The 22,259-nt window shown below is 64.3% G+C and carries 19 protein-coding genes; 11 read left to right on the forward strand and 8 right to left on the reverse strand.

What is annotated here, in order from left to right; all coding sequences use genetic code 11:
• Positions 1-15: 15 nt before the first annotated feature.
• Both fahA and ISG32_RS13435 read right to left on the reverse strand, forming a co-directional pair.
• Positions 16-1,362, reverse strand: coding sequence for a fumarylacetoacetase (fahA, locus tag ISG32_RS13430; protein ID WP_194771545.1), 1,347 nt, complete (start codon positions 1,360-1,362; stop codon positions 16-18).
• Positions 1,363-1,398: 36 nt separating this feature from the next.
• Complete coding sequence (locus tag ISG32_RS13435) at positions 1,399-2,187, reverse strand: 3-hydroxybutyrate dehydrogenase (protein WP_323745935.1); 789 nt, start codon at positions 2,185-2,187, stop codon at positions 1,399-1,401.
• 134 nt (positions 2,188-2,321) lie between these two features.
• On the opposite strand from ISG32_RS13435, the gene ISG32_RS13440 reads away from it, so the two are divergent.
• The 9 genes from ISG32_RS13440 to ISG32_RS13480 all read left to right on the forward strand — a co-directional run bounded on the left by ISG32_RS13440 (position 2,322) and on the right by ISG32_RS13480 (position 12,423).
• The gene (locus tag ISG32_RS13440; RefSeq protein WP_194771547.1) at positions 2,322-3,209 is read left to right on the forward strand and encodes a LysR family transcriptional regulator; all 888 of its coding nucleotides are present in this window, start codon (positions 2,322-2,324) and stop codon (positions 3,207-3,209) included.
• Positions 3,210-3,321: 112 nt separating this feature from the next.
• The gene (recQ, locus tag ISG32_RS13445; protein WP_194771868.1) at positions 3,322-5,187 is read left to right on the forward strand and encodes a DNA helicase RecQ; all 1,866 of its coding nucleotides are present in this window, start codon (positions 3,322-3,324) and stop codon (positions 5,185-5,187) included.
• Between the two features lie 215 nt (positions 5,188-5,402).
• Positions 5,403-5,546, forward strand: coding sequence for a hypothetical protein (locus ISG32_RS13450; RefSeq protein WP_194771548.1), 144 nt, complete (start codon positions 5,403-5,405; stop codon positions 5,544-5,546).
• Positions 5,547-5,718: 172 nt separating this feature from the next.
• Complete coding sequence (locus ISG32_RS13455) at positions 5,719-6,546, forward strand: hypothetical protein (protein ID WP_194771549.1); 828 nt, start codon at positions 5,719-5,721, stop codon at positions 6,544-6,546.
• 113 nt (positions 6,547-6,659) lie between these two features.
• A complete protein-coding gene (locus ISG32_RS13460) occupies positions 6,660-7,535 on the forward strand; it encodes a hypothetical protein (RefSeq protein WP_194771550.1) in 876 nt (291 codons plus the stop codon).
• Positions 7,510-9,840 (forward strand): ATP-dependent DNA helicase, encoded by a 2,331-nt coding sequence (locus ISG32_RS13465; RefSeq protein ID WP_407645062.1) that lies wholly within the window; start codon positions 7,510-7,512, stop codon positions 9,838-9,840. Before ISG32_RS13460 ends, ISG32_RS13465 begins: the two co-directional genes overlap by 26 nt.
• A 146-nt stretch (positions 9,841-9,986) precedes the next feature.
• Positions 9,987-10,598: a hypothetical protein gene (locus ISG32_RS13470; RefSeq protein ID WP_194771551.1), complete on the forward strand. Its 612-nt coding sequence runs from the start codon at positions 9,987-9,989 to the stop codon at positions 10,596-10,598.
• 14 nt (positions 10,599-10,612) lie between these two features.
• Positions 10,613-10,909: a hypothetical protein gene (locus ISG32_RS13475; RefSeq protein ID WP_194771552.1), complete on the forward strand. Its 297-nt coding sequence runs from the start codon at positions 10,613-10,615 to the stop codon at positions 10,907-10,909.
• Between the two features lie 110 nt (positions 10,910-11,019).
• Positions 11,020-12,423, forward strand: a complete 1,404-nt coding sequence (locus ISG32_RS13480; protein ID WP_194771553.1) for an L-serine ammonia-lyase — start codon at positions 11,020-11,022, stop codon at positions 12,421-12,423.
• A 354-nt stretch (positions 12,424-12,777) separates the two neighbouring features.
• Here ISG32_RS13480 and ribD read toward each other — a convergent pair whose 3' ends face one another.
• Genes ribD through pilV form a run of 6 tightly spaced genes read right to left on the reverse strand, consistent with a single transcriptional unit; the run spans position 12,778 to position 19,869 of the window.
• Positions 12,778-13,935 carry a bifunctional diaminohydroxyphosphoribosylaminopyrimidine deaminase/5-amino-6-(5-phosphoribosylamino)uracil reductase RibD gene (gene ribD / locus ISG32_RS13485; RefSeq protein WP_407645055.1) on the reverse strand — a complete coding sequence of 386 codons (1,158 nt, stop codon included), beginning with the start codon at positions 13,933-13,935 and terminating at the stop codon, positions 12,778-12,780.
• A gap of 24 nt (positions 13,936-13,959) precedes the next feature.
• The gene (locus ISG32_RS13490; protein ID WP_194771554.1) at positions 13,960-14,376 is read right to left on the reverse strand and encodes a type IV pilin protein; all 417 of its coding nucleotides are present in this window, start codon (positions 14,374-14,376) and stop codon (positions 13,960-13,962) included.
• A 9-nt stretch (positions 14,377-14,385) separates the two neighbouring features.
• Entirely contained in the window at positions 14,386-17,637 is a 3,252-nt protein-coding gene (locus ISG32_RS13495; RefSeq protein ID WP_194771555.1) for a pilus assembly protein, read from the reverse strand.
• A 38-nt stretch (positions 17,638-17,675) separates the two neighbouring features.
• Positions 17,676-18,431 (reverse strand): pilus assembly PilX family protein, encoded by a 756-nt coding sequence (locus ISG32_RS13500; RefSeq protein ID WP_228529810.1) that lies wholly within the window; start codon positions 18,429-18,431, stop codon positions 17,676-17,678.
• The gene (locus ISG32_RS13505) at positions 18,428-19,258 is read right to left on the reverse strand and encodes a PilW family protein (RefSeq protein ID WP_194771556.1); all 831 of its coding nucleotides are present in this window, start codon (positions 19,256-19,258) and stop codon (positions 18,428-18,430) included. Before ISG32_RS13505 ends, ISG32_RS13500 begins: the two co-directional genes overlap by 4 nt.
• A gap of 14 nt (positions 19,259-19,272) precedes the next feature.
• Positions 19,273-19,869, reverse strand: a complete 597-nt coding sequence (pilV, locus tag ISG32_RS13510) for a type IV pilus modification protein PilV (protein WP_194771557.1) — start codon at positions 19,867-19,869, stop codon at positions 19,273-19,275.
• Positions 19,870-20,175: 306 nt separating this feature from the next.
• On the opposite strand from pilV, the gene ISG32_RS13515 reads away from it, so the two are divergent.
• Both ISG32_RS13515 and ISG32_RS13520 read left to right on the forward strand, forming a co-directional pair.
• Entirely contained in the window at positions 20,176-21,069 is an 894-nt protein-coding gene (locus ISG32_RS13515) for an FAS1-like dehydratase domain-containing protein (protein ID WP_194771558.1), read from the forward strand.
• A gap of 18 nt (positions 21,070-21,087) precedes the next feature.
• The gene (locus ISG32_RS13520) at positions 21,088-22,254 is read left to right on the forward strand and encodes an acyl-CoA dehydrogenase family protein (RefSeq protein WP_194771559.1); all 1,167 of its coding nucleotides are present in this window, start codon (positions 21,088-21,090) and stop codon (positions 22,252-22,254) included.
• Positions 22,255-22,259 lie beyond the last annotated feature (5 nt).

The following is a 22,259-nucleotide window of genomic DNA, read 5'->3' on the forward strand; positions in this document are numbered from 1 at the left end:
GGGGGGCTGGTTGGATCAGTCTTGCACGCGGCCACGGCATTCGCCGAGGCCGATGCGGGCATGGCCTTCGCGTTCGCACCAGCCGCGCAGGATGATCTCGTCACCGTCAAGCAGGAAGGTGCGGCTCTCGCCGCTGGCGAGTTCCACCGCGCGCTTGCCGCCTTCGGTGATTTCGAGCAGTGCGCCAAAGCCGCCCTGCATGGGGGTCGAGATGGTGCCCGAGCCGAGCAGGTCGCCGGGGCGCGCGTTGCAGCCGCCCACGGTTTGCTGGGTCAGCATCTGTGCGGGCGTCCACCAGAGATGGCTGGAGTCGCCGATGGACAGGCGATGCGGGGCGAGGCCCTGCTCGCGCATCTTCGCGGTGGACAGCAGCACTTCCAGCTGGATGACGAGGCCGCCGCATTGTTGATCGTGCGCGTTGCTCAGGTAGGCCAGCGGGGCGGGGTCGCCCTCGGCGCGCGCCATCACCGGGCCGCGGAAGGGCGCGAGCGCCTCCTGCGTGATGACCCAGGGCGAGACGGTGGACATGAAGTTCTTGCCGGTGAAGGGGCCGAGCGGCTGGTATTCCCAGGCCTGCAGGTCGCGCGCGGACCAGTCGTTGAACAGGCCAAAGCCCGCGATGTGTGCGCTGGCCTCGGCCACCGGAATCTGTTCACCGAGCGCGTTGCCGGCGCCCACCCAGATGGCGAGTTCGAGCTCGTAGTCGAGGCGCTCGCTCGGGCCGTATTCGGGCACGGGGCCGTCCGGCGTGTCGCGGCGGATCTGGCCGCTCGGGCGCTTGAGCACCGTGCCTGAGGGCCGGATGCTGGAGCTGCGGCCGTGGTAGGCGATGGGCACGTGCTTGTAGTTGGGCAGCAGCGGGTTGTCGGGGCGAAAGAACTTGCCCGCGTTGGTCGCGTGATGGATGCCTGCGTAGAAGTCGGAATAGTCGCCCACGGTGGCGGGCAGCAGCATGCGGCAGGCGTCCTGCGGGCGCAGCAGCTGGCGGCTGACGGCGCTGGCCTGTCTGCCGGACTGGGTGTCGGCCTGCAGCAGATCGGAGAGCGCGGCGCGCAGCAGTCCACGCTGTGTGGCGGACAGGGCCATCCAGGCGTTCAGCGTGTCGCCGTGCAGCGCTGCTTCCGTGGTGGCGTCGAGCGATGCCAGCAGACCGCTTTCGAGCGTGGCGGCGAGGTCCAGCACCTCGTTGCCGATGGCCACGCCGATGCGCGCGCCCTCGCCTGCGTCGAACACGCCCATGGGCAGGTTCTGGATCGGAAACTGCGGATGGCCATTGGCGGACATCACCCAGCTCTGGAGTGCGGTGTCGTGCGTCTCGTCAATGGCGGGCAGGGCGGAGAGCGGCTGCGTGGTCGTCGTCATGTCTCTTGGAGTACTTGAAAAGGAATGCTGGACGGATCAGGCGGCGGTGGTCGCGCCGTCCATGGTCCAGGCGGCGCCGCGCACTTCCTGTGCGTCGTCGGAGCACAGATACGAAGCCAGCGAGGCCAGTTGATCCACGGTGACGAAGCGGCCCGAGGGCTGGCGTGCGCCCAGCAGCATGCGCGTGGCGGCCTCATTGTCGAGCGATTCGCGTGCGGCGAGCGCGTCCACCTGCTTTTGCACCAGCGCGGTGAGCGCCCAGCCGGGGCAGATCGCATTGCAGGTGATGTCGGTGGTGGCGGTCTCGAGGGCCACCGACTTGGTCAGGCCGATCAGTCCGTGCTTGGTGGCGTTGTAGGCCACCTTGCCCGCGCGTCCGCGCAGACCGCTGATCGACGCCATGTTGATGATGCGGCCCCAGCCATGCTTGCGCATGGCGGGCAGCGCAAGGCGGATGGTGTGGAAGCTCGCCGAGAGGTTGAGCGCCAGCATGTCGTTCCACTTGTCGACGGGGAAGTCCTCGATGTTGCTCACGTGCTGCATGCCGGCGTTGTTGACCAGGATCTGGATCGCGCCATGGTCCTGCTCCACGGCGCGGATCATGGTCTCGATCTCGGCGGGATTGCGCAGGTCGGCGCGCAGGTAGCGGGCGTTCACGCCATGGGCGGAGGCGATCTCCAGCGCCACCGCGCCGCCTTCCTCGTCGCTCACGATGCCGTTGATCAACACGTCGGCGCCGTCGCGCGCCAGACGTTTGGCGATGGCATGGCCAATGCCGGAATTGCCACCCGTCACCAGGGCCACACGGTTCTTCAGATCTGCCACTTTTTGCTGCTCCAGAATTTTTTCAACTGCGGGCATCGTAGAAATCGTGGGTTCATATGTCCAATACTCAATTTCGCCCTGATTTATATTCACTGCGTCTTAATCAGTGGGCGCAGATCATGGAATTGCGGCATTTGAGAGGTTTTTTGGCGGTGGCGCAGGAGCAGAGCTTCACCCGTGCGGCCGAAAAGCTGCACATGGCGCAGCCGCCGCTGAGCCAGCGCATTCGCGAGCTGGAGGAGGCGCTCGGTGTGAAGCTCTTCGAGCGTTGCACCCGCCGCGTGCACCTCACGCAGGCGGGCGAGACCTTTCTGGAGGGCGTGCAGTCGCTGTTTCTGCAGCTCGACAAGGCGGTGGAGGCCTGTCGGCTGGTGGAGCGCGGCGACACCGGCATGCTGCGCGTGGGCTACACCGGCCGCGCCAGCCAGCAACTGCTGCCGCGCGTGGTGCTGCATTTCCGCCAGCGCTATCCCGATGTGCAGCTCGACATTCAGGGACCGCATCCCACGGGGCTGCTGCGCTCGCGGCTGCTGGATGGGCAGCTGGATGTGGCGCTGTGCTTTCTGCCGCTGCGCGATACGCAGATCGACGCACGCAGCTTCATCAGCAGCGAATTCGTGCTCGCGCTGCCCGCCAGTCATCCGCTGGCTGGGGCGGCGCATGTGCCGCTCGAGGCGCTGGCCGACGCGCCGTTTGTCGGCTACCCGTCCAACCAGGGCTTTCATCTGCGCGACGTCATGGACGCCGCCTGCCGCGACGCGGGTTTCACTCCGCATGTGGTGCACGAGAGCGAGACCTCGCAGGTGCTGATCTGCCACATCGCGGCGGGCACGGGCGTCTCGGTCATTCCCGCCGAGCTGCAGGCGCTGGAGCACTTGGGCGGCGTGGTGTTCAAGTCGCTGGGCGACGACGCACCGCGCCTTGAACACGGCATGGCCTGGCTCAAGAGCAACCGCAACCCCGCGCTGCGCAATTTGCTGGGGCTTGATCTGAGCGAAAACCCCTCGCCGGGCACGCGGTAGCACAATAGAGGGCTGGGGGCGGTTGCTTTCCGCTCCGCCTTCACACTGGCCAATGGTCCCGCAATCCCTTCATTGCAAGGGCAGCATGCTATCGAAAAGAGAGAGTTCCGGTTTGTCTCCCGCGCAGTTTGTTCTCAATGATGTCTTCGGCTACGAGCAGTTCCGTGGCTCCCAGGAGGCGATCATCGAGCATGTGATCGCGGGCGGCGACGCTCTCGTGCTCATGCCCACCGGCGGCGGCAAGTCGCTGTGCTATCAGGTCCCGGCCATCGTGCGCCGCGACGCGGGCAAGGGCGTGGCCATCGTGGTCTCGCCGCTGATCGCGCTGATGCACGACCAGGTCGGTGCGCTGCACGAGGCGGGTGTGGAGGCCGCGTTTCTCAATTCGACGCTCGACTGGCCGACGACGCTCGACGTGGAAAACCGCGTCTCGCGCGGCGAGATCACCTTGCTCTACGCCGCGCCCGAGCGGCTCAACACCGACCGTTTTCTGAGCCTGCTCGATGGTCTCTATGAACGTGGCCAACTGGGGCTGTTCGCCATCGACGAAGCGCACTGCGTGAGCCAGTGGGGCCATGATTTCCGGCCCGAGTACCGTGCGCTCTCGGTGCTGCACGAGCGCTATCCCGGCGTGCCGCGCATCGCGCTCACCGCCACCGCCGACGATCTCACGCGCGCGGACATCGTCGAAGGTCTCCGGCTGCAGGAAGCGCGCCAGTTCGTCAGCAGCTTCGACCGGCCCAACATCCGCTACACCATCGTCGAGAAGAAAGAGCCGCTCGCGCAGCTGCTCAAGTTCATCGAGCGCGAACACCTGGGCGATGCGGGCGTGGTCTATTGCCAGTCACGCAAGCGCGTGGAAGAACTCGCGGCGGGGCTGGTGGAAGCGGGCATCACCGCGCTGCCTTATCACGCCGGTCTGCCGCAGGAAGTGCGTCAGCAGAACCAGGACCGCTTTCTGCGCGAAGACGGCATCGTGATGACCGCGACCATCGCCTTCGGCATGGGCATCGACAAGCCCGACGTGCGCTTTGTCGCCCACGTGGACATGCCCAAGAACATCGAGGGCTACTATCAGGAAACCGGCCGCGCGGGCCGCGACGGACTGCCTGCCGACGCGTGGATGGTCTACGGCCTCAACGACGTGGTGAACCAGCGCCGCATGATCGACGACAGCCCGGCCACCGAGGAATTCAAGCAGGTCATGCGCGGCAAGCTCGACGCGCTGCTCGGCCTCGCCGAAGCCACCGACTGTCGCCGCGTGCGACTGCTCTCGTACTTCGGCGAGCACTCCGAGCCCTGCGGCAACTGCGACAACTGCCTGCATCCGCCCGAGGTCTGGGACGGCACCGACGCGGCGCGCAAGCTGCTCTCGACCATCTACCGCGTGCAGGAGGCCAGCGGCATCGCCTTCGGCACCGGCCACATCATGGACATCGTGCGAGGCAAGGACACCGACAAGGTCAAGCAGTTCGGCCACGAAAAGCTCTCCACCTTCGGCCTCGGCCCCGAGTATTCCGAACCCCAGCTGCGCGGCGTGCTGCGCCAGCTGCTCGCGACCGGCGCGGTCGGGCTGCAGAAGGTGCAACTGGAGAGCGGCTACAGCTTCGACACGCTGAGCCTCACCCACGGCTCGCGTCCCGTGCTGCGCGGCGAGCAGCCCGTGCTGCTGCGCGAGGCCATGGCCGGCGCGGGCAAGCGCACCAAGAAGAAAAGCGGCGTCAAGCTGTCGGTCGCGGCCGAGAGCCTCAACCAGGACGGCCAGGTGCGCTTCATCAACCTCAAGGCCTGGCGCGCCGAGGTCGCCCGCGAGCACAACCTGCCCGCCTACGTCATCTTCCACGACGCTACGCTTGCGGCCATCGCCGAACGCAACCCCGCCTCACTCGAGGACCTGCAGGGCATCACGGGCATCGGCACCAAGAAACTCGAGGCTTACGGTGCGGAAGTGCTGCGGGTCTGCGTGAGCCCGGGCTGAGTTCGACATCCGCCAAATCGTCGGCGGGCCTCCCATGAAGCGACCACGGGCCCTCGTCTTGCTGACGGCCCGTTGGGCTCCGGCAACCGAATCAAGCCCCACTTCAATTTGACTAACGAGATGTGGTCAGCTCTTGGTGTAATTTATTGTAAACAAATGGGAATAATTGCTAGCATGCCGTGAGTTCACGCGTTCATTCCATGGAGAGATGTGCTGTGTCTCCATTGAGTGTGGTCTCGGGCGGCACGGGCATTCTTTCGAAAAACGAGGTGGTGGAGTCCGGTAATGACGATGTGCAGGTGCAGCAGTTGCAAGGTGCGATGCGGCAGTTCATGCAACAGAGTCTGATTCAGGAATGAGCATTCCGGGTGCCTCAGAGCCGTCCAATCGATCGCGGCTGCTGACGCTTTTCTGTCTGGTCAATTTGGGCGAATTTGAGGCTTGATTTAGGCTGGATAGAGGGGATTTAAGTCCGAATTGTTATCATCGACGGTTTGCACAGACAGATATTTTGGAACTTTGGAGAAACCTATGTTGAAGAAATTCGTCCTGATTGGCGGTCTTTTGGGCGCGAGCATGGCCCAGGCTTTTGCCCCGCAGGCAGGTGTGTGGGTGATTACCGCTGAAAACAACGGCCAGCCAGGTCGCGGCATGGCATTGGACGTTCAGGGCGATAAGCTCGTGATGCAGATGTATGCATACGACTCGGCAGGCAATCCCACCTTCTATCTGACTTCCGGCACGCTCGCGGACAACGCGTTCACCGGCAAGCTCCACCAATACCGTGGCGGCCGCTATTTCGGCAGCGGCGCTCTGGTGGGCGAGGAAACCGCCGAGGCGGGCCAAGTCACGCTGCGCTTCGACTCGGGCGTGAAAGGGTACGTGAAGTTCCCGAACGAGGAAGAAAAGGCCATTTCCCGTTTCCAGTTCAACTACAACACCGATCCCGAGAGCCTCAAGGGCCAGTGGCTGATGACTTCGGTGGGCGATCTGGGCATCACGACCGAGTTCTACAAGCTCGATACCCCCACGACGGGCTCCGGCACCGGCACGGGCATGATGTCCACCAGCGACAAGCGCTTCGGCTGCGAGAACATCATTTACGGTGACCACGCAGGCTCCGTGCAGTGCACCAAACGTGATGCGAACACGCAGATCATGCGCATCTACCGATTCGCCTACAGCGTGAACGAAGGTGAAGGCGTTGCCGGAACGCTGTCCAAGCCAGGCACGGATCTGCTGTACGTGCGTCGTCTGACCACGGCTGGCTCGGTCGGCACCGGCATCACGATGAAGAACGACGTGGCGCCTACGGTGGAAAACATCACCAAGACCCAACTGGCGAACGAAGCGAAGTAATTTCTTCCTTCAGTTCACAGAACCGGCCCGCCGCTCCATGAGTCCGGCGGGCTTTTTTTCGTCCGCGCATCCTGCTTGGCAGAATCAATGACTGTATATAAAATCAGTATTCGATGTCTGCTTTGCCGCCTCAGCGGGCCCTCTCCCGCCACCACCGCACCCGCCTGATGCAGATCTGGCGCTCGGCGGGCTGGCCGTGTCAGGACGCGGTGGAGATTGAACTGCTGGCCGCCGGGCTCGTGCGGCTGCAGGTCTCGCATGAGGGGCATGATCAGTTGCGTTTGACCGATGCGGCCATTGCGTTGCTGGCCGATGCGCGGCAGAAGGGGCTGCGCTCGGCCACGTTGCACGACCGGATCGAGCACCGGTTTGCGCAGCGGCATCTGCTGCCGCAGGGGCGCATCGTGTGGCGCGAGCTGATGCTGCGTGCGGCGCTGGAGGAGGAGGCCGGGTCGGCGATCGAACCCGAGGACGCTTCGCTGCTGCCGGCCGATGCTCCCGCGAGCGACATGCTCTGGGCCGACGAGTCGCAGCTGCCGGTGCCGCTCAGGCGTGCGGCCAGAAGGGTCTGGCGGGTGGCGCGGCCCGATCTGTTTTCGGTGCGCAATACCTCGGTGCCGCGCTATCTGCATCCGCAGGTGCATGAGGTCAAGGCGAGCCGTGCCGATCTGCTCTCGGATCTGCGCCATCGGGCCAAACGGCTTGCGTACCAGTGGCTCAGCGAGGAGTGCCACTACGTCTTTCCCGCAGGCATCGCCGAGCCCGAGGAGCTGCCCGAGGAATTCGGCGTCTGGGTGATGCACGGCGACGTGGACGATGCGCCGCGCTTCGAGCAGCTGCGCGCCGCCCGGCATGTGCGTTGCAGTCTGCCGTTCACGGTGTGGATGGCATTGTGCAAGGCCACGCCGCTGGCGCGCGACGAGGAACTGCGCCATGCGCAGGAGCAGCTTGGATCCCCCTGCGATGACGCCGATGCCGCGCTTGGCTGAGCCCGAGGGGCTCGTCTACAGCGTCGCGGTGCGCGAGCTGTGCGCGTTCACGGCCAAGACGGGCGATCTGGATCTGCGCTTCACGCCCGCGCCGAGCGCGCAGGAGGGCATCGCGGGGCATGGCAAGGTGACGGCCAGGCGCGATGCGGTGAACTATGAATCGGAGATCTCGCTCGCCAGCCGGTTTGAGAATCTGCTGGTGCGTGGCCGCGCCGACGGCTTTGATGCCAAGGCGTGTCAGCTCGAGGAAATCAAGACCTTCAAGGGGCGTCTCGATCGCCAGTCGTCCGCGCAGCGCGAGCTGCACTGGGCGCAGGCACGCGTCTACGGCTGGCTGATGTGCGAGGCGCGTGGCTTTGCGTCGCTCGACATCGCGCTGGTGTATTTCGACATCGACAGCGAGCGCGAAACGGCGTTCACCGAAAGCTGGAGCCGTGATGCGCTGCGGGCTTTTTTCGAGGCGCAATGCCGGAAATTCGTCGCTTGGGCGCAGCTCGAGGCCGAGCACCGCGTGCGGCGCGACGCGGCGCTGCGCGCACTGGCGTTCGCGCACCCGGAATTCCGCGCGGGCCAGCGCGAACTGGCCGAGGGCGTGTACCGCGCGACGACCAAGGGACGCGTGCTGCTCGCGCAGGCGCCGACCGGGATCGGCAAGACGGCGGGCACGATTTTTCCAGCCTTGAAGGCGATGCCGGGGCAGTCCATCGACCGGCTGTTCTATCTGTCGGCCAAGACGTCCGGGCGGCAGTTGGCGCTCAATGCGCTGAGCGAGTTGCGCGGCCACGGCGGTGCATGCATTCGCGTGCTCGAGATGGTGGCGCGCGAGAAGGCCTGCGAGAACCCCGGCAGCGCCTGCCATGGCGATGCCTGCCCGCTCGCGCGCGGTTTTTACGACCGCCTGCCTGAAGCGCGCGCCGATGCGCTTGCCGAGCCCGCGCAGCTGCTCGATCAGGAGAGCGTGCGCTCGGTCGCGCTGGTGCATGGCATCTGCCCGTACTACCTGTCGCAGGAGCTGGCGCGCTGGGTCGACGTGGTGGTCGGCGACTACAACTATTTCTTCGATTTTGGCGGGCTGCTGCACGCGCTCACCCTGGCCAACGACTGGCGCGTGGCGCTGCTGGTCGACGAGGCGCACAACCTGACCGACCGCGCGCGCAGCATGTACAGCGCCACGCTGTCGCCGCAGGCGCTCAAGCTTGCCTCGCAGTCCGGCACCGCCGAATCTGCGCCGCGCGTGAAGAAGGCGCTCGCGGCCGTCAAGCGCCAATGGAGCGCGATGAACAAGGAGCAGTCGGCGGATTACGCGGTGCACGAAGTCTTTCCCGCCAAGCTGCTCGGCGCGCTCACGCAGTGCATGCAGGCCATCGGCGAACATTTCGCGGACCACCCCGACACGCTGGACGCCGATGTGCAGGCATTTCAGTGGGAGGTGCTGCAGGTGCTGCGCCTGCTCGAGACCTTCGGCGAGCATTCGATCATCGACACGCAGCGCCCGCGAGGCCCAAGCGCCCGGCAGGCCAAGCCGGGCGAGACCGACATCAGCGTTCGCAACATCGTGCCCGCGCCCCATTTGGCCGAGCGCTGGTCCAGGGTGCACGCGGCCACGCTGTTCTCCGCGACGCTCACGCCCATGGAGTTCCATGCCGATCTGCTGGGGCTGCCCGAGCCGCACGCGACGCTCGACGTGGGCTCGCCGTTTCGCGCGGAGCAGCTATCGGTGCAGGTGGCGCGGCACATCTCCACGCGCTATGCGCACCGCGGCGCGTCCATCGCGCCGATGGTGCAGCTCATGGCCGCGCAGTTCGCCGCACGGCCTGGCAACTATCTGGCGTTCTTCAGTAGCTATGAGTATCTCGAACAGGCGGCCGAAGCGCTCGCGCGCCAGCATCCCGAGATCACGCTCTGGCGCCAGTCGCGCCGCATGGGCGAGGCGCAGCAGCGCGAGTTTCTGCAGCAGTTCACCGAGCGCAGTCAGGGCATCGGCTTCGCGGTGCTGGGCGGCGCGTTCGCTGAGGGCATCGACCTGCCCGGCAAGCGCCTGATCGGCGCGTTTCTCGCCACGCTCGGCCTGCCGCAGTTCAACCCGGTGAACGAGCAGATCAGCGCACGCATGGAGCGGCTGTTCGCAGGGCGGGGGTACGACTATGCGTATCTCTATCCGGGACTGCAGAAGGTGGTGCAGGCAGCGGGGCGGGTGATCCGCACGCCGCAGGACGAGGGCGTGGTGCATCTGATCGACGACCGTTTTGCAAGGGCCGAAGTGCGCAGGCTGCTGCCCGCGTGGTGGTCCGTGCGGCTTGATTGACCGTTTGGTGCAAAGCCCCCGAGAGATGAGCGAATGCTGACGAAAATGGGTGGCAAGCGTCTGTAAATCACTCACAATTGCACACATATACACAACATGGTTGCCCAGGGCGGTGACCGACTCCGGATTCGGAGTGCATCGGAGCAATGAAGAACATGCTGAAGAAATGGACGATGGCCGTGGCCATGCTGGGAATGGGCGCGGGTTTTGTGGGTACGGCGCAGGCCTGGGGACCGCAGACGGGCATCTGGAGCGTCACTGCCGAAAACAGTGGCAAGCCCGGACGTGGCTTCAACATCGACATCCAGGACGACACGCTCGTCATGCAGGTGTACGCGTACGAGCGCGACGGCACTCCCACTTTCTATCTCACGTCGGGCAAGTTGGTCGACAACCGGTACACGGGCAAGCTCAACAAGTACCGTGGTGGTCGCTTCTTCGGCAGCGGCGATCTGAGTGGCCTGGACAACGGAAATGCCGGCGATGTCAGGATGCGCTTCACTTCGGGCGTGACGGCTTCATCCAGTTCCCGGGCGAGCCTGAAAAGGAGATTTCGCGATTCCGGTTCGGGGAGCACACCACACAGGCTAGCCTGCGCGGCATCTGGCTGCTCGCGGGCATCAGTCGTGCGGGAGCGGACCACGACACGGTGGATTACTTTTCGATGGAGGTGGCCGGCAATGCCACATCGAACGGCTCGGGTGCGATGTATTCATCCGACTATCAGTACTCGTGCGAGCACATTGTGCGCGGCGTGAACGGCGGATTGGTGATGTGCCTGAAATACTATCCGGACGGATCGTTCAAGCGCGCCAACTTCTTCGAGCTGAGCGTCAAGGACGGCGAGGGCTACGCCTACGGCCCCAATGGGTCCGGCAGCAATTCGGACAATCTGCACGTCAAGCGCGTGACGAACACGGCGGGTGATTTCACCGGCCTGTATCTCAAGTCCGCGCCCGCCATCGAGCCCGAGCGTCTTCAGCGCATGCGGCAGGTGGCCGAGGACATCTCGTTGCAACCGGTGGATCGCTCGCTGATCTCGGGCGCTGAACAGAACGCGAACGACTAGCCGCAGCCGGGCACACCTGCCCGCTCTTGCGCCGCAAGGAGGGAAGTCCCGGTGCCAATGACGCGCCATCGGGCCACAATGCCAGCGATGGACTCACACGAGGATGCAGCATGGCGGTCAGCGTTTTCGATCTCTTCAAAATCGGCATCGGTCCCTCGAGCTCGCACACTGTCGGGCCGATGCGCGCCGCGCGGCAGTTCGTGCAGCGGCTCGCGCGCCATGATCAGCTGACGCGGACCGCGCGCCTGCGCTGCGTGCTGTATGGATCGCTGGGCGCGACCGGGCGCGGGCATGCAAGCGACCGCGCCGTGATGCTGGGACTTGCGGGCTTCGCGCCCGACACGGTCGACGTCGACGCGATCGATGGCTTCATTGCGCAGGTGCGGTGCGACCACCGGTTGCCGCTTGCCGAAGGCGGCCCGCTGATTCCGTTCAAGGAGGGCGAGGATCTGGTGCTCGATCCCATGGTCACGCTTCCCTTTCACGCCAACGGCATGCGTTTCGAGGCTTGGGATGCTGCGGGGCTGGTGCTCGACGCGCAGGTGTATTACTCGGTCGGCGGTGGCTTCATCGTGAGCGAGGAAGCCGCGCTGGATACGCAGCGCCAGGCCGAGATCGCGCCCGATACCGACGTGCTGCCGCTGCCGTTTCACAGCGGAGAACAGCTGCTTTTGCAGGCGCGTGCGCATGGTCTTGCTGGTGGGGGCTCCATCGCGAGCGTGATGCGCGTGAACGAGCGCCATTGGCGCAGCGATGCGGAGATTGATTCAGGCTTGCTCGTCATCTGGCAGGCCATGCAGGCCTGCGTGGAGCGCGGTTGCGGCACGGCGGGCGAGCTGCCCGGCGGCTTTCGCGTGCGCCGCCGTGCGCCCGCGCTGCAAAAGGCGCTGGTGAACGCGCCCGACGTGAGCGACGATCCGCTGCAGGTGATCGACTGGGTCAATCTGTTCGCGCTCGCGGTGAACGAGGAAAACGCGGCGGGCGGCCGCGTCGTGACCGCGCCGACCAATGGCGCGGCGGGCATCGTTCCGGCCGTGCTGCATTACTACACCCGCTTCATCAAGGGCGCGAACGAGCGCGGGGTGGTCGACTTCCTGTTGACCGCCGGGGCCATCGGCATTCTCTACAAGGAAAACGCGTCGATCTCGGGCGCGGAGGTGGGTTGTCAGGGGGAGGTGGGCGTGGCCTGTTCGATGGCCGCTGCCGGATTGTGCGCGGTGCTGGGCGGCACGCCCGAGCAGGTGGAAAACGCTGCCGAGATCGGCATGGAGCATCACCTGGGGCTGACCTGTGATCCCGTCGGTGGGCTGGTGCAGATTCCGTGCATCGAGCGCAATGCGCTGGCTGCGGTGAAGGCGATCAATGCGGCGCGGATGGCGTTGCGTGGGGACGGGACGCACCATGTGAGTCTGGATCAGGTGATCAAGACGATGCGGGAGACGGGGGCGGACATGATGACGAAGTACAAGGAGACTTCGCGTGGGGGGTTGGCGGTCAACATTGTCGAATGTTGATCTTCGTTTTTTTGCTTTTGTCGTGGCGTTGAGGGCAGAGGCCGGGAGTTCCGCCCGGCGGCGGAGTTACCTTTTGCTTGCGCGCAAAAGGTAACCCCAAACGCGCTTTGGAGTCCTCCGGCGGAACTCGCTGCGTTCCTTCGTCACTCCGCTCGGACAACCGCCGGAAGTCAGATGGGAAGAGGTGTGTTCGGCACTTCACTTCGCTCGTGCTGCATCTCGCTGTTCGTGAGATGCTGGTGCGCCTGCGGCGCTTCGGTCTTGCTGCCTCGCCGGCTTGAGGGGGAGGGCTGGGGTGAGGGTGACACGCACGTCATTGTTTGGCGACGTGTTTTCTCGCGCGCAACCGAATGCTCAAAACGCGTAGTGCCCCACCACCGTCGCCCTGATCCGCAGGTCCTGTCCCAGCGGTTCAACTTGCTTGAACTCCAGTTGTGGCGCGTCTTTCAGCTCGGTCAGCGCCATTCCGTCGAATACGCCTTGTGCCTTGCCCAGAATGCTTGGCGCGATGTAGAGCAGGCATTCGTCCACCAGATTCGCCTGCATCAATGCGCCGTTCAAAATGCCTCCGGCTTCGACGTGGAGTTCGTTGATTTCGCGTTGTCCGAGGTCTTTGAGCATGGCCTGCAGGTCGATCTGGCCGTTGGGCGCGGGCAGGGGGATCACCGCCGCGCCGCGCGCTTCCAGAGCCGCCTGGCGCGCGGCGTCGGGTGCGGTGCAGTAGATCAGCACGTCGCGCGGCACGTCGAAGAGTCGGGCGGTGGGTGGGGTGCGCAGGTGGCTGTCGACGATCACGAGTTTGGGTTGGCGTGGGGTGTCGTCGATGTTGCGCACGTTGAGCAGTGGGTCGTCGCCGAGGACGGTGCCGATGCCGGTGAGGATGGCGCAGGCCTGCGCGCGCCAGCGGTGGCCGTCGGTGCGGGCGGCTGCGCTGGTGATCCATTGGCTCTGGCCGTTGGCGAGCGCCGTGGAGCCGTCGAGGGACATGCCCGCTTTCAGGCGCACCCAGGGCTGGCGGCGGACCATGCGGCTGAAGAAGCCGATGTTGAGGTCGCGTGACTGCAGGCCTGCGGCGTCGTCCATCGACACTGCGATGCCTGCCGCGCGCAGACGGCCGAAGCCCTGGCCTGCGACGCGGGGATTGGGGTCGGTGATGGCGCCTACCACCTTGCCTATGCCCGCGTTGATCAGCGCGTCGCAGCAGGGGCCGGTGCGGCCCTGGTGGGAGCAGGGCTCGAGCGTCACATAGGCGGTGGCGCCGCGCACGTCCGAGCCGCGCGCGGCCGCGTCGCGCAGGGCCATGACTTCCGCGTGCGGACCGCCGGCCTGTTGGGTGAAGCCGGCGCCGAGTTCGGTGCGGCCGTCGGCGCTCATGATCACGCAGCCTACGCGCGGATTGGGATTGGAGAGGAACAGCGCGTTGCGTGCGAGCGCGAGCGCGCGCTGCATGGGGCCTTGTTCATCGGGGGCTGCGGAGGCCAAGGTGGCGGGGGCGGAAGGTTCGGTCGTCATGGCAGGGCGATGTTACTTGAGCCTTCATCGTCCCCAGCATTGTCTGGCCACGTTGTTCACGCTGTGACCGGTGGCGCTGCGCGTGCCGGTATGGGTGAGCGTGAGGTCACCGCAGGCGTCGCCGAGCATCGCGTCGGCGCGGGTGGCGATCACGGTGAAGTCGCTCGCGGTGCTGGGTTGCAGGCTCAGCGTGTAGTGCGGTGGCTTGAGGGCCTGCAGCATGAGCGCCGTGGGTGGGCCGATGGGGTATTCGCCGTTGGCGGTGTGGGCCCTCTCCATCCATTGAACGACATTCAGCAGCGCGGCCTTGGCTTCGGCGCGGTGGCCGCGCGCGATGAATTGGCGGTAGCTCGGAAGGGCCACGGCGGCGAGGATGGCGATCACGAGGAGCACGATCAGCATCTCGATCAGCGTGAAGCCGCGCGGGTGGTGGTGTTTCATGGACACCTCCTACTTGAGCTGACGCCAGCTTGGGCGCAGCACGCGCGTGGGCAGGGCTTCGAGCCGATCCGTCCTGTCGTCCGAGCCCTGACGCATCTGGGCGCCGCCCTTGGCGATCAAGCGCAGCTCATGCCGTGCGGCGGTGGCGCGCGAGGCTGGCGCGTCCTCGCCGGTCACCCGGCCATCGCCGTTGGTGTCGAGAATGCGGGTTTTTGGTGCAGCGCCGGTGGCGATGTGGAGCAGCGTGCGGTAGGTCAGCCCGGGGCGCGGATCCTGCTCGCAGGCCTCGACGGGCGCGCCGCTTGCGGCCCCGGCCCCGGTGGTGATGGTGGTCGCGGGCACGCGACTGATGATCTCGAGCACTTGGCCACCGCCATAAAAGCTCAGCGGATCGAGCACGCGCTCGCGGTCTGCGGGAAGGTCGAGATACCAGCCCTTCTTTTCATCGGTTGAGCAAGGTGTGCGCAGACAGTAGGTGAAAGGCGCGCCCTGCAGCGCCCAGTAGGAGCGCCCGCCAGCGCTGGCGCCCGTCAGCAGGCTGCCCTGTACGCTCTGAGCCATCAGCTCGGCGCGGGAAGCGGCGGGGCTGGGCAGGCCGGTGCGCGAGGCGTCGACCGCCACCTTGCCCTTGTCCACGCCGCTGTCCTCCAGTCGGTAGCGCGTGTAGTCCATCACCGAGTAGACAGTCTGCACGGAGCCGTCGCCGCTGTCGGCCTCGCCGAGTTCCTGCCCGGTGCCGAAGGCGACGAGCAGCCCGCCGGAGTCGGTGTTGACGCGCAGCAGTGGCGCGACGGTGATGGGCTGCGTCTTCCCGTTGTGGACTGTGGCAAACAGGGGCGATCCATCGAAGGCCACCTTCCAGCGCTGATCGGAGGCAGCGGCGATGTCGAACTTCCAGAGACGGCCCTGCAGATCGCCGGCATAGACCGCATCGGGAATGCCGTCGCTGTTCACGTCGAGAAACTGCGGGGCCGAGAGGCCGTTGGAGATGGGCGCGGTTCCGTTGGCAGATGGGGTCGCAGCGATCTTCACCAGCTCCCGCGCCCCGTCGAGATACTGGATCAGCAGCACAGGTTGTCCCTTGGCGCTTCCGTAGCCATTGCCCAGAACCAGCGCCCAGCGTCCATTGTTCAGTCGCGTGACCTGCAGGCTGCGCTGCGGATTGGCCTCGTCCACGGTGGGCACCGCGAAGACATGGCCGATGTCGGGATCACCGCCGTCGGTGCGGTCCATCACCACGAGGGCGTCCGCGGCAGACTCCGTGAACTGGTCTGGGGCCGTCACATCGAGCAAAAAAAAGCCCGGCCCGCCCGCGCCCATGCTACCGACCAGCAGCGTCTTCCACGCGCTGCCGATCAACGCATCGGCGGTGAACGGCGAGCCGTCGACATAGTAGTGATGACGGTAGCCCTGTGCGGCGAGCAGGTGCAGATTCGCATGCGCGCCGCGCGGCACGTAGGCGATGCGCTCGTCGCCGGTTCTGGCGCCAAAGCCGTGGAGCATGCCGTCGTTGGCGCCGACGTAGAGCATCGGCTCGCGAGTCGCCCGTTGCGCAGCGAAGCTGCGGTAGCTCCTGTCCGCGTGTCCCGAAGCGGGTTTGCCGACATGCCACATGCGCGAATGCACGATGTCGCCCAGACGCGATGCGCGGGCGCGAAAGCGGGTGGCAGTGCCGGTGTCAATACTGGCATTGGTACTGGTGGACTCCTGGCTGCGGTCGCCGCGCAGATAGCGCACGAGGTCGGCTCCGTAGCTTGTTGACGCGCCATGCGACTGCAGTTGTGTCTGCTGTGCCTTGGCGAGCGAGTCCCAGCGAAACGGCATGCCGCGCTCGCCGTCATGTGTGAGGATGACGCGCTGGTCGGTGTGGGTGATCGCATCCAGCTTGTCGGCCGCACCGCGCGTGGGCTGCGGCCCCCAGTCGGGGTTGGGCGTGGCCTCACCCGATCCCGGTGCCTGGAGGTTCGAGACGATCTGGCCGGACCAACCGCTCGCCTCATACGAGGAGATGAACGTCGCGCTGCCGCCGTTGCTCGCATAGCCGCTGATGGTCTGTCCACCGCTGGGGGCAATGCGCGCGAGGATGCCGGTCATCGTCTGCTGCAGCGCGGCAAGCGAGCCGCCAATCTGAAAATGCCGACCGCGCGAGTTCAGTGCCGCGTGCCACAGGTCCTGACGCATCGCCTCGGCGCTCGATGACGGATCGGACCATGCGAGCGTGCCGAGCAGCAGCCGGTCGTAGTCCGCGCCGCCGAAACTGCCGTCCAGCGTGGAAAACATCGGCGGAGCGCTTGCCTTGGCGTTGGCGTTGGCGTTGGTAGTTTCGCTGCCCAGATCCACCGTGAAGTTCACCATGTGCTGCCACGTTGCGGGATCGTTCTGTGGGTTCCAGTAGGGGCTGAGGACCAGACTGCGCGAGTCTGCCGTGTGCACCTCGTTGGCTGGCTGGGCGTAGATCGGGCTGATGCGGTCGGCGATCGCGGGTTGCAGGTCCTGCGCCCAGTAGCGCAGTGCCAGCGCGGAGGGCGACGCCGTGGCAGATTTTCCTTGGAAGATCCGCAATTGCAGGTTGGTTGTGGGGTCGAAGGCCGTACCGTCCGGCAGTCGGGGGATGACCACCGGTGAAGGCAGACGCGAGGGGTTCTGACTGGCGAACGCGCCATCGGTCAGAAACAGGTGATAGGCGCGGCGACAGGTTTTCAGGGCGCTGGCGTTCTGTGACGTGCCGGGGCTGTCGTTCCACGGATTTTCGGCGTCGGTCTGCATCAGGTAGGCACCCGCGCCGTCCAGCAGGTCGGTGGCGGGCAGGCCGTCGCCGGTCTTGAGGTCATCGAGCCAGCGCCAGAACGCGCCGCGCGTCGATGCCTCGGCGGTGTCGGCCGCCCCGTGCAGCGGTGCCATGCGGTTGGTCTGCCGGTTGCGCGCGCAGGCGGCGGGGATCGTCCTGCCCTCGGCAGGCAACTGGTTGCACCCATGCGTGGACTGATAGGCGAGGCGGATCGCGTCATCGGGCAGGGCGTCGGGTGCGAAAAGCGTCTGCAGCAGTTGCCTGAGCGCCTGCAGTCGGGTGATGTGCGTGGCCCCTGCGGAGGGCACGTCGTTCGTGTCCATGCTGCGCGCGTTGTCCACGGAGACGATGACATTGGGCGCGGGCGTGCGGAAGGCGGACTCGGCCGGGAACTGCGCGAAGTTCGCGGCGGCCATGGCGGGGGGCAACGCCGACATCCAGATCATCGCGAACATCAGATCAAATCGCCGCATGGTGAATATCTCCTCGTGATTATCGTTTCATCGCACCGTCATTCACTGGACTGCAGTGACAGCAGAGATTGCAGAACCACCTCGGTGCCTTGTTTCCGACCTTTGGCGAATACCGTGATCCTGTAAATCCACGGTCGGCGACTGTCCGGTGCATAGGTTTTGAAATGCGGGTTGTTTTCGTAAATGGACAGCAGACCGGTCTGTGCATCGATAAATGGCAGTACTTCTATCCAATACCAAGCGCCTTTCAGGTCCTTTGTGTTGCTTGAAGACGCTTGAATGGCAAGCAGTGGATTGCCGCCGGGACTGGAAACAGCACCAGTGAATTGGCCATAGCGCGCGCCGACGTCGGCCGCAGTCATATTGCGAAGCAAGGCAGCATCGGACCAGAAATCCTGAATGCCTGAGCGTTTTCTGCAAATGCCGAGGGCGCAGCCGGTGGGCATATTGTCGAGAAAGGCGATCAGATCCACCATTTCTCCGCGATCTGCGGGAAAATGAACCGACGTGGAAGCGCGGCAGATATTCCCATCGCTGTTCACCGCGGGGCATGCATCGCCGGAAGCCTGCATTTGGCGGATATCCAGTTCCGCATCGTTCATGAGAATCTGGGCGGCCTCGAATGTCGTCTGATGATCGGCTTCGTTGCCCGTGAGAATTTCTTGAAAGAAGGCGCTGCGGGCTGCCCAGATGGAAAGCAGGCTGACCATCAGAACGATGATGATGACCACATACAGCGCGACGCCGCTTTCTCTGGCAATGATCTTGAAGGATGCGTTTCCAGGCATTTTCATTTCCCATGTGCCCGGATATGAAAAAGCTGCCTTGCCAATACGATCAATTTGCTGCCTTTGAACCGTTGCTGACCGCTGCATGGTTGATATTCAGCACCGACGTCTGGGGCTTTGATTGCGGGGGCCTCGAGTTCTAGGCAAATTTCCACGGCGCTCACGTTTTGCCATTGCGCGGCATGGGCATTCAGGCTGGCGGGTGTCGCATATTGGAACTGTGGTTCATTGCCGGATATTTCTGCAGGAATCTCGCGCAGCAGCCGGATGGTGAAATCCTTCACGTTGGCGATGAGCGGCTGTGCGGTTCCAGCGACTCCGGTACACATCAAATTGCCGTCGCGCAGAAAGAAGGTGCTGGTGATGATGGTTGAGAGTGAGCGATTGCTTTTGTTTTGTCCGAGGCAATCCCGAAGTGCTGAATCCCAGGTGGGAGCTGTGGCATCCGAGAGCAGGTACTCCACGAAATTCTCGTACTGGATTTGCAGGGCGGCCCCCACCGATTTGGAGATATTAGGGGAAGACACGGCGGAAATGGTTTTGTCGACCACAGCAGCAGCCTCGTCGACATTCAGAACCTGCTCGAACATGACAGGACGCAGCGCCGCCGTATCGATATCGCTGCCCAAACTGGGCTGAAGATTCAACGCCACACTTTCGGTCTGACGAATCTGCGCGCCGATGATTCGCAGGGCCGTATTGGCATCCTGCAGCAGAGTGGTGGATTCACTCACCGTGGTGGAAACGAATTGCGAAACCTGCAATGACGTCAGCGCAATGCCGATGATCACTAATCCAATGGAAAGACCAATCAAGAGCTCCACCAGCGACATTCCGCTCTGCATTTTCACTCGCATGATTCACCTGCCTTATCCGATGACCGGCATCCTCCCGGAATGCTGATGTATTGCAGGTGGCAGACATATTGCTCAGGGCATATTTGCCCAGAGGCATCGGCAGCGGATATTTGAAGAAAGGCATTGAGAGCCTCGGTCGTTTGGGAATCTTGGCCCAGGCGCTCGGTTTCTTTCCACGCGATCATCACGCCCAGTTGCAGGGGGTTTTGCGAATCACCATCAGCATTGCTTCTGAAGATGGCAGCTCGGCCACTCCCGAGAGTGAAATGCACCTGCTGATGCCATTGATAACTGTCGAGCCTCGCTAGCGACGCTGCGGTGCATGACGCCGAGCAGTCGTCCGTGGGTTGGGGAGGGGAGTCCTCCGTGTAAATGTCCAGATATTCGATTGCCGCCGGATTGGATTTGATCCGTTCGCTCAAATCCGCAATCAGTCGAATGGCCTGCGAGCGGCGAATGCCCGCCTGTGCATCGGACAGGGTACGCAACTGAATGCCGAGCACGCTGAATACGCCGAGGGCCATCACCAGAATGGCGATCAGTGATTCGATCAGGGTGATTCCACGCACGAATGGGCGATGCAGCATGAGGGTGTCCCAAAAAACCGTTCACCGATGAGAGGACGGCCTTGTATTAACGCCGTGGGCTTTGCCGCTTGCAATTCGCTTTGGCGAAGAAGTGCGCGATTTGAATGTATTGGCGCAGCATCTTTTGATGTGATTCAAAAGCCGGGAGGGAATTGCCGGATGCCGAACTGCCGCCGTGACTTCACTTATGCCAAAGGGGCGCTTGCAAACACTGCGATTGTGTTGAGTTGCGTCCCAAGGGAAGATGCCAGACATTTGGAACACCGTTTCCCCTTTTGACTACCGCGCAAGCCCTTGACAGCAAACATGAGTGAAAAACAAGCCCTGATCATTGACGAAGCCCAGCTCGCGCATCTGCGCACCTGGACAGGCAAGAGTGAGACCAAGCTCGATCTGATCACCGCCGCGCCGCTGCGCAGCATGAGCGCGACGCTGGATCGCGACGACGTCGCCCCCGTGCCTGGCACGCCGCTCGCGCCGCTGTGGCATTGGCTGTACTTTCTGCCGCATGCGCGCCAGAGCGAGATCGGCGCGGATGGCCATCCAGCGCGCGGCGGGTTTCTGCCGCCCGCACCGCTGCCGCGCCGCATGTGGGCGGGTGGGCGTCTGACCTGGGAGACCGGCAATCCGATTGCGGTGGGGCAGGAGGTGCAGCGCGTCTCCACCATCCAGTCCGTAAGCCACAAGGCGGGTCGCTCGGGCGAACTGCTGTTCGTGCTGGTCGAGCACCGCTTCCTGAATGCCCAGGGTCTGGCGCTGACCGAAGAACATGACATCGTCTACCGCGCAGCCTCCGCGCCCGGTGCGCCCGAGCCCGCGCCGCAGAAGCCGCCGCTTGCTGGCGAGGCGGTATGGTCGCGCACCATCGTGCCGGACGACGTGCTGCTGTTCCGCTATTCGGCGCTCACCTTCAACGGCCACCGCATCCACTACGACCGCAAGTACGTGACCGAGGTGGAAGGCTACCCGGGCCTCATCGTGCACGGTCCGCTGATCGCGACGCTGCTGCTGGATCTGCTGCGCAGGAACCTGCCGGACGCGAAGGTGCGCCGGTTCTCGTTCAAGGCGGTGCGCCCGACGTTTGATCTGAACCCGTTCAGCGTATCTGGCAAGCCGTCCGCGGACGGCAAGACCGTGGAGCTGTGGGCCGAGGACCACGATGGCTGGCTGACCATGCAGGGCACCGCGGAACTGGCCTGACCACAGGGGAATACAACGATGATCGAACAGACGCTTTCCAGCAATTTCCCCGAAATCCGCGACGCCATCCGCGCACTGTGCGCTGAGTTTCCCGACGAATATTTCCGCAAGGTGGACGAGGCACGCGCCTACCCCGAACAGTTTGTGGACGCGCTCACCAAGGCGGGCTGGCTCGCCGCTCTGATCCCCACCGAATACGGCGGCTCGGGCCTCGGCCTGACCGAAGCGTCGGTCATCATGGAAGAGATCAACCGCTGCGGCGGCAACTCTGGCGCATGCCACGGCCAGATGTACAACATGGGCACGCTGCTGCGCCATGGCTCTGAAGCGCAAAAGCAAAAGTACCTGCCCAAGATCGCCTCGGGCGAATGGCGTCTGCAATCCATGGGCGTGACCGAGCCGACCACCGGCACCGACACCACGAAGATCAAGACCACCGCAGTGAAGAGAGACGGCCGCTACGTCATCAACGGCCAGAAGGTGTGGATCAGCCGCATTCAGCACAGCGACTGGATGATTCTGCTGGCGCGCACCACGCCGCTGGCCGAAGTGAAGAAAAAGAGCGAAGGCATGTCGATCTTCATGGTCGATCTGCGCGAGGCCGAAAAGAGCGGCATGAGCGTGCGCCCGATTCTCAACATGGTGAACCACGAGACCAATGAGTTGTTCTTCGAGAACCTTGAAATCCCCGAAGAAAGCCTGATCGGCGAAGAAGGCAAGGGCTTCAAGTACATCCTCGATGGCCTGAACGCAGAGCGCACGCTGATCGCCGCCGAATGCATTGGCGATGGCTACTGGTTCATCGACCGCATCACCAGCTACGTGAAGGACCGCACCGTGTTCGGTCGTCCGATCGGCCAGAACCAGGGCGTGCAGTTCCCGATCGCCGATGCGTTCATCGAGATCGAAGCGGCGAACCTCATGCGCTGGAAGGCGTGCGAGCTGTTCGACAAGCACGAGCCGATGGGTGCGCAGGCCAACATGGCGAAGTATCTGGCGGCCAAGGCGAGCTGGGAAGCGGCGAATGCCTGCCTGCAATTCCACGGTGGCTTTGGCTTTGCGTGTGAATACGACGTGGAGCGCAAGTTCCGTGAAACGCGTCTGTATCAGGTCGCGCCGATCTCGACCAACCTGATTTACTCCTACGTGGCCGAGCACATTCTGGGTCTACCCCGTTCATTTTGAGAAAG

The organism is Diaphorobacter caeni (assembly GCF_015354245.1).
Taxonomy (GTDB): Bacteria; Pseudomonadota; Gammaproteobacteria; order Burkholderiales; family Burkholderiaceae_C; genus Diaphorobacter_A; species Diaphorobacter_A caeni.

Bases quoted from the DNA above. Each gene is read 5' to 3' on its own strand.
- ISG32_RS13480 (WP_194771553.1), top strand. From the start codon at position 11,020: ATGGCGGTCAGCGTTTTCGATCTCTTCAAAATCGGCATCGGTCCCTCG.
- ribD (WP_407645055.1), bottom strand. From the start codon at position 13,935: ATGACGACCGAACCTTCCGCCCCCGCCACCTTGGCCTCCGCAGCCCCC.
- ISG32_RS13500 (WP_228529810.1), bottom strand. From the start codon at position 18,431: ATGAAAATGCCTGGAAACGCATCCTTCAAGATCATTGCCAGAGAAAGC.
- fahA (WP_194771545.1), bottom strand. From the start codon at position 1,362: ATGACGACGACCACGCAGCCGCTCTCCGCCCTGCCCGCCATTGACGAG.
- ISG32_RS13505 (WP_194771556.1), bottom strand. From the start codon at position 19,258: ATGTCGCTGGTGGAGCTCTTGATTGGTCTTTCCATTGGATTAGTGATC.
- ISG32_RS13470 (WP_194771551.1), top strand. From the start codon at position 9,987: ATGAAGAACATGCTGAAGAAATGGACGATGGCCGTGGCCATGCTGGGA.
- ISG32_RS13460 (WP_194771550.1), top strand. From the start codon at position 6,660: ATGTCTGCTTTGCCGCCTCAGCGGGCCCTCTCCCGCCACCACCGCACC.
- ISG32_RS13490 (WP_194771554.1), bottom strand. From the start codon at position 14,376: ATGAAACACCACCACCCGCGCGGCTTCACGCTGATCGAGATGCTGATC.
- ISG32_RS13515 (WP_194771558.1), top strand. From the start codon at position 20,176: ATGAGTGAAAAACAAGCCCTGATCATTGACGAAGCCCAGCTCGCGCAT.
- ISG32_RS13475 (WP_194771552.1), top strand. From the start codon at position 10,613: ATGTGCCTGAAATACTATCCGGACGGATCGTTCAAGCGCGCCAACTTC.
- ISG32_RS13520 (WP_194771559.1), top strand. From the start codon at position 21,088: ATGATCGAACAGACGCTTTCCAGCAATTTCCCCGAAATCCGCGACGCC.
- ISG32_RS13495 (WP_194771555.1), bottom strand. From the start codon at position 17,637: ATGCGGCGATTTGATCTGATGTTCGCGATGATCTGGATGTCGGCGTTG.
- ISG32_RS13465 (WP_407645062.1), top strand. From the start codon at position 7,510: ATGACGCCGATGCCGCGCTTGGCTGAGCCCGAGGGGCTCGTCTACAGC.
- pilV (WP_194771557.1), bottom strand. From the start codon at position 19,869: ATGCTGCATCGCCCATTCGTGCGTGGAATCACCCTGATCGAATCACTG.
- ISG32_RS13455 (WP_194771549.1), top strand. From the start codon at position 5,719: ATGTTGAAGAAATTCGTCCTGATTGGCGGTCTTTTGGGCGCGAGCATG.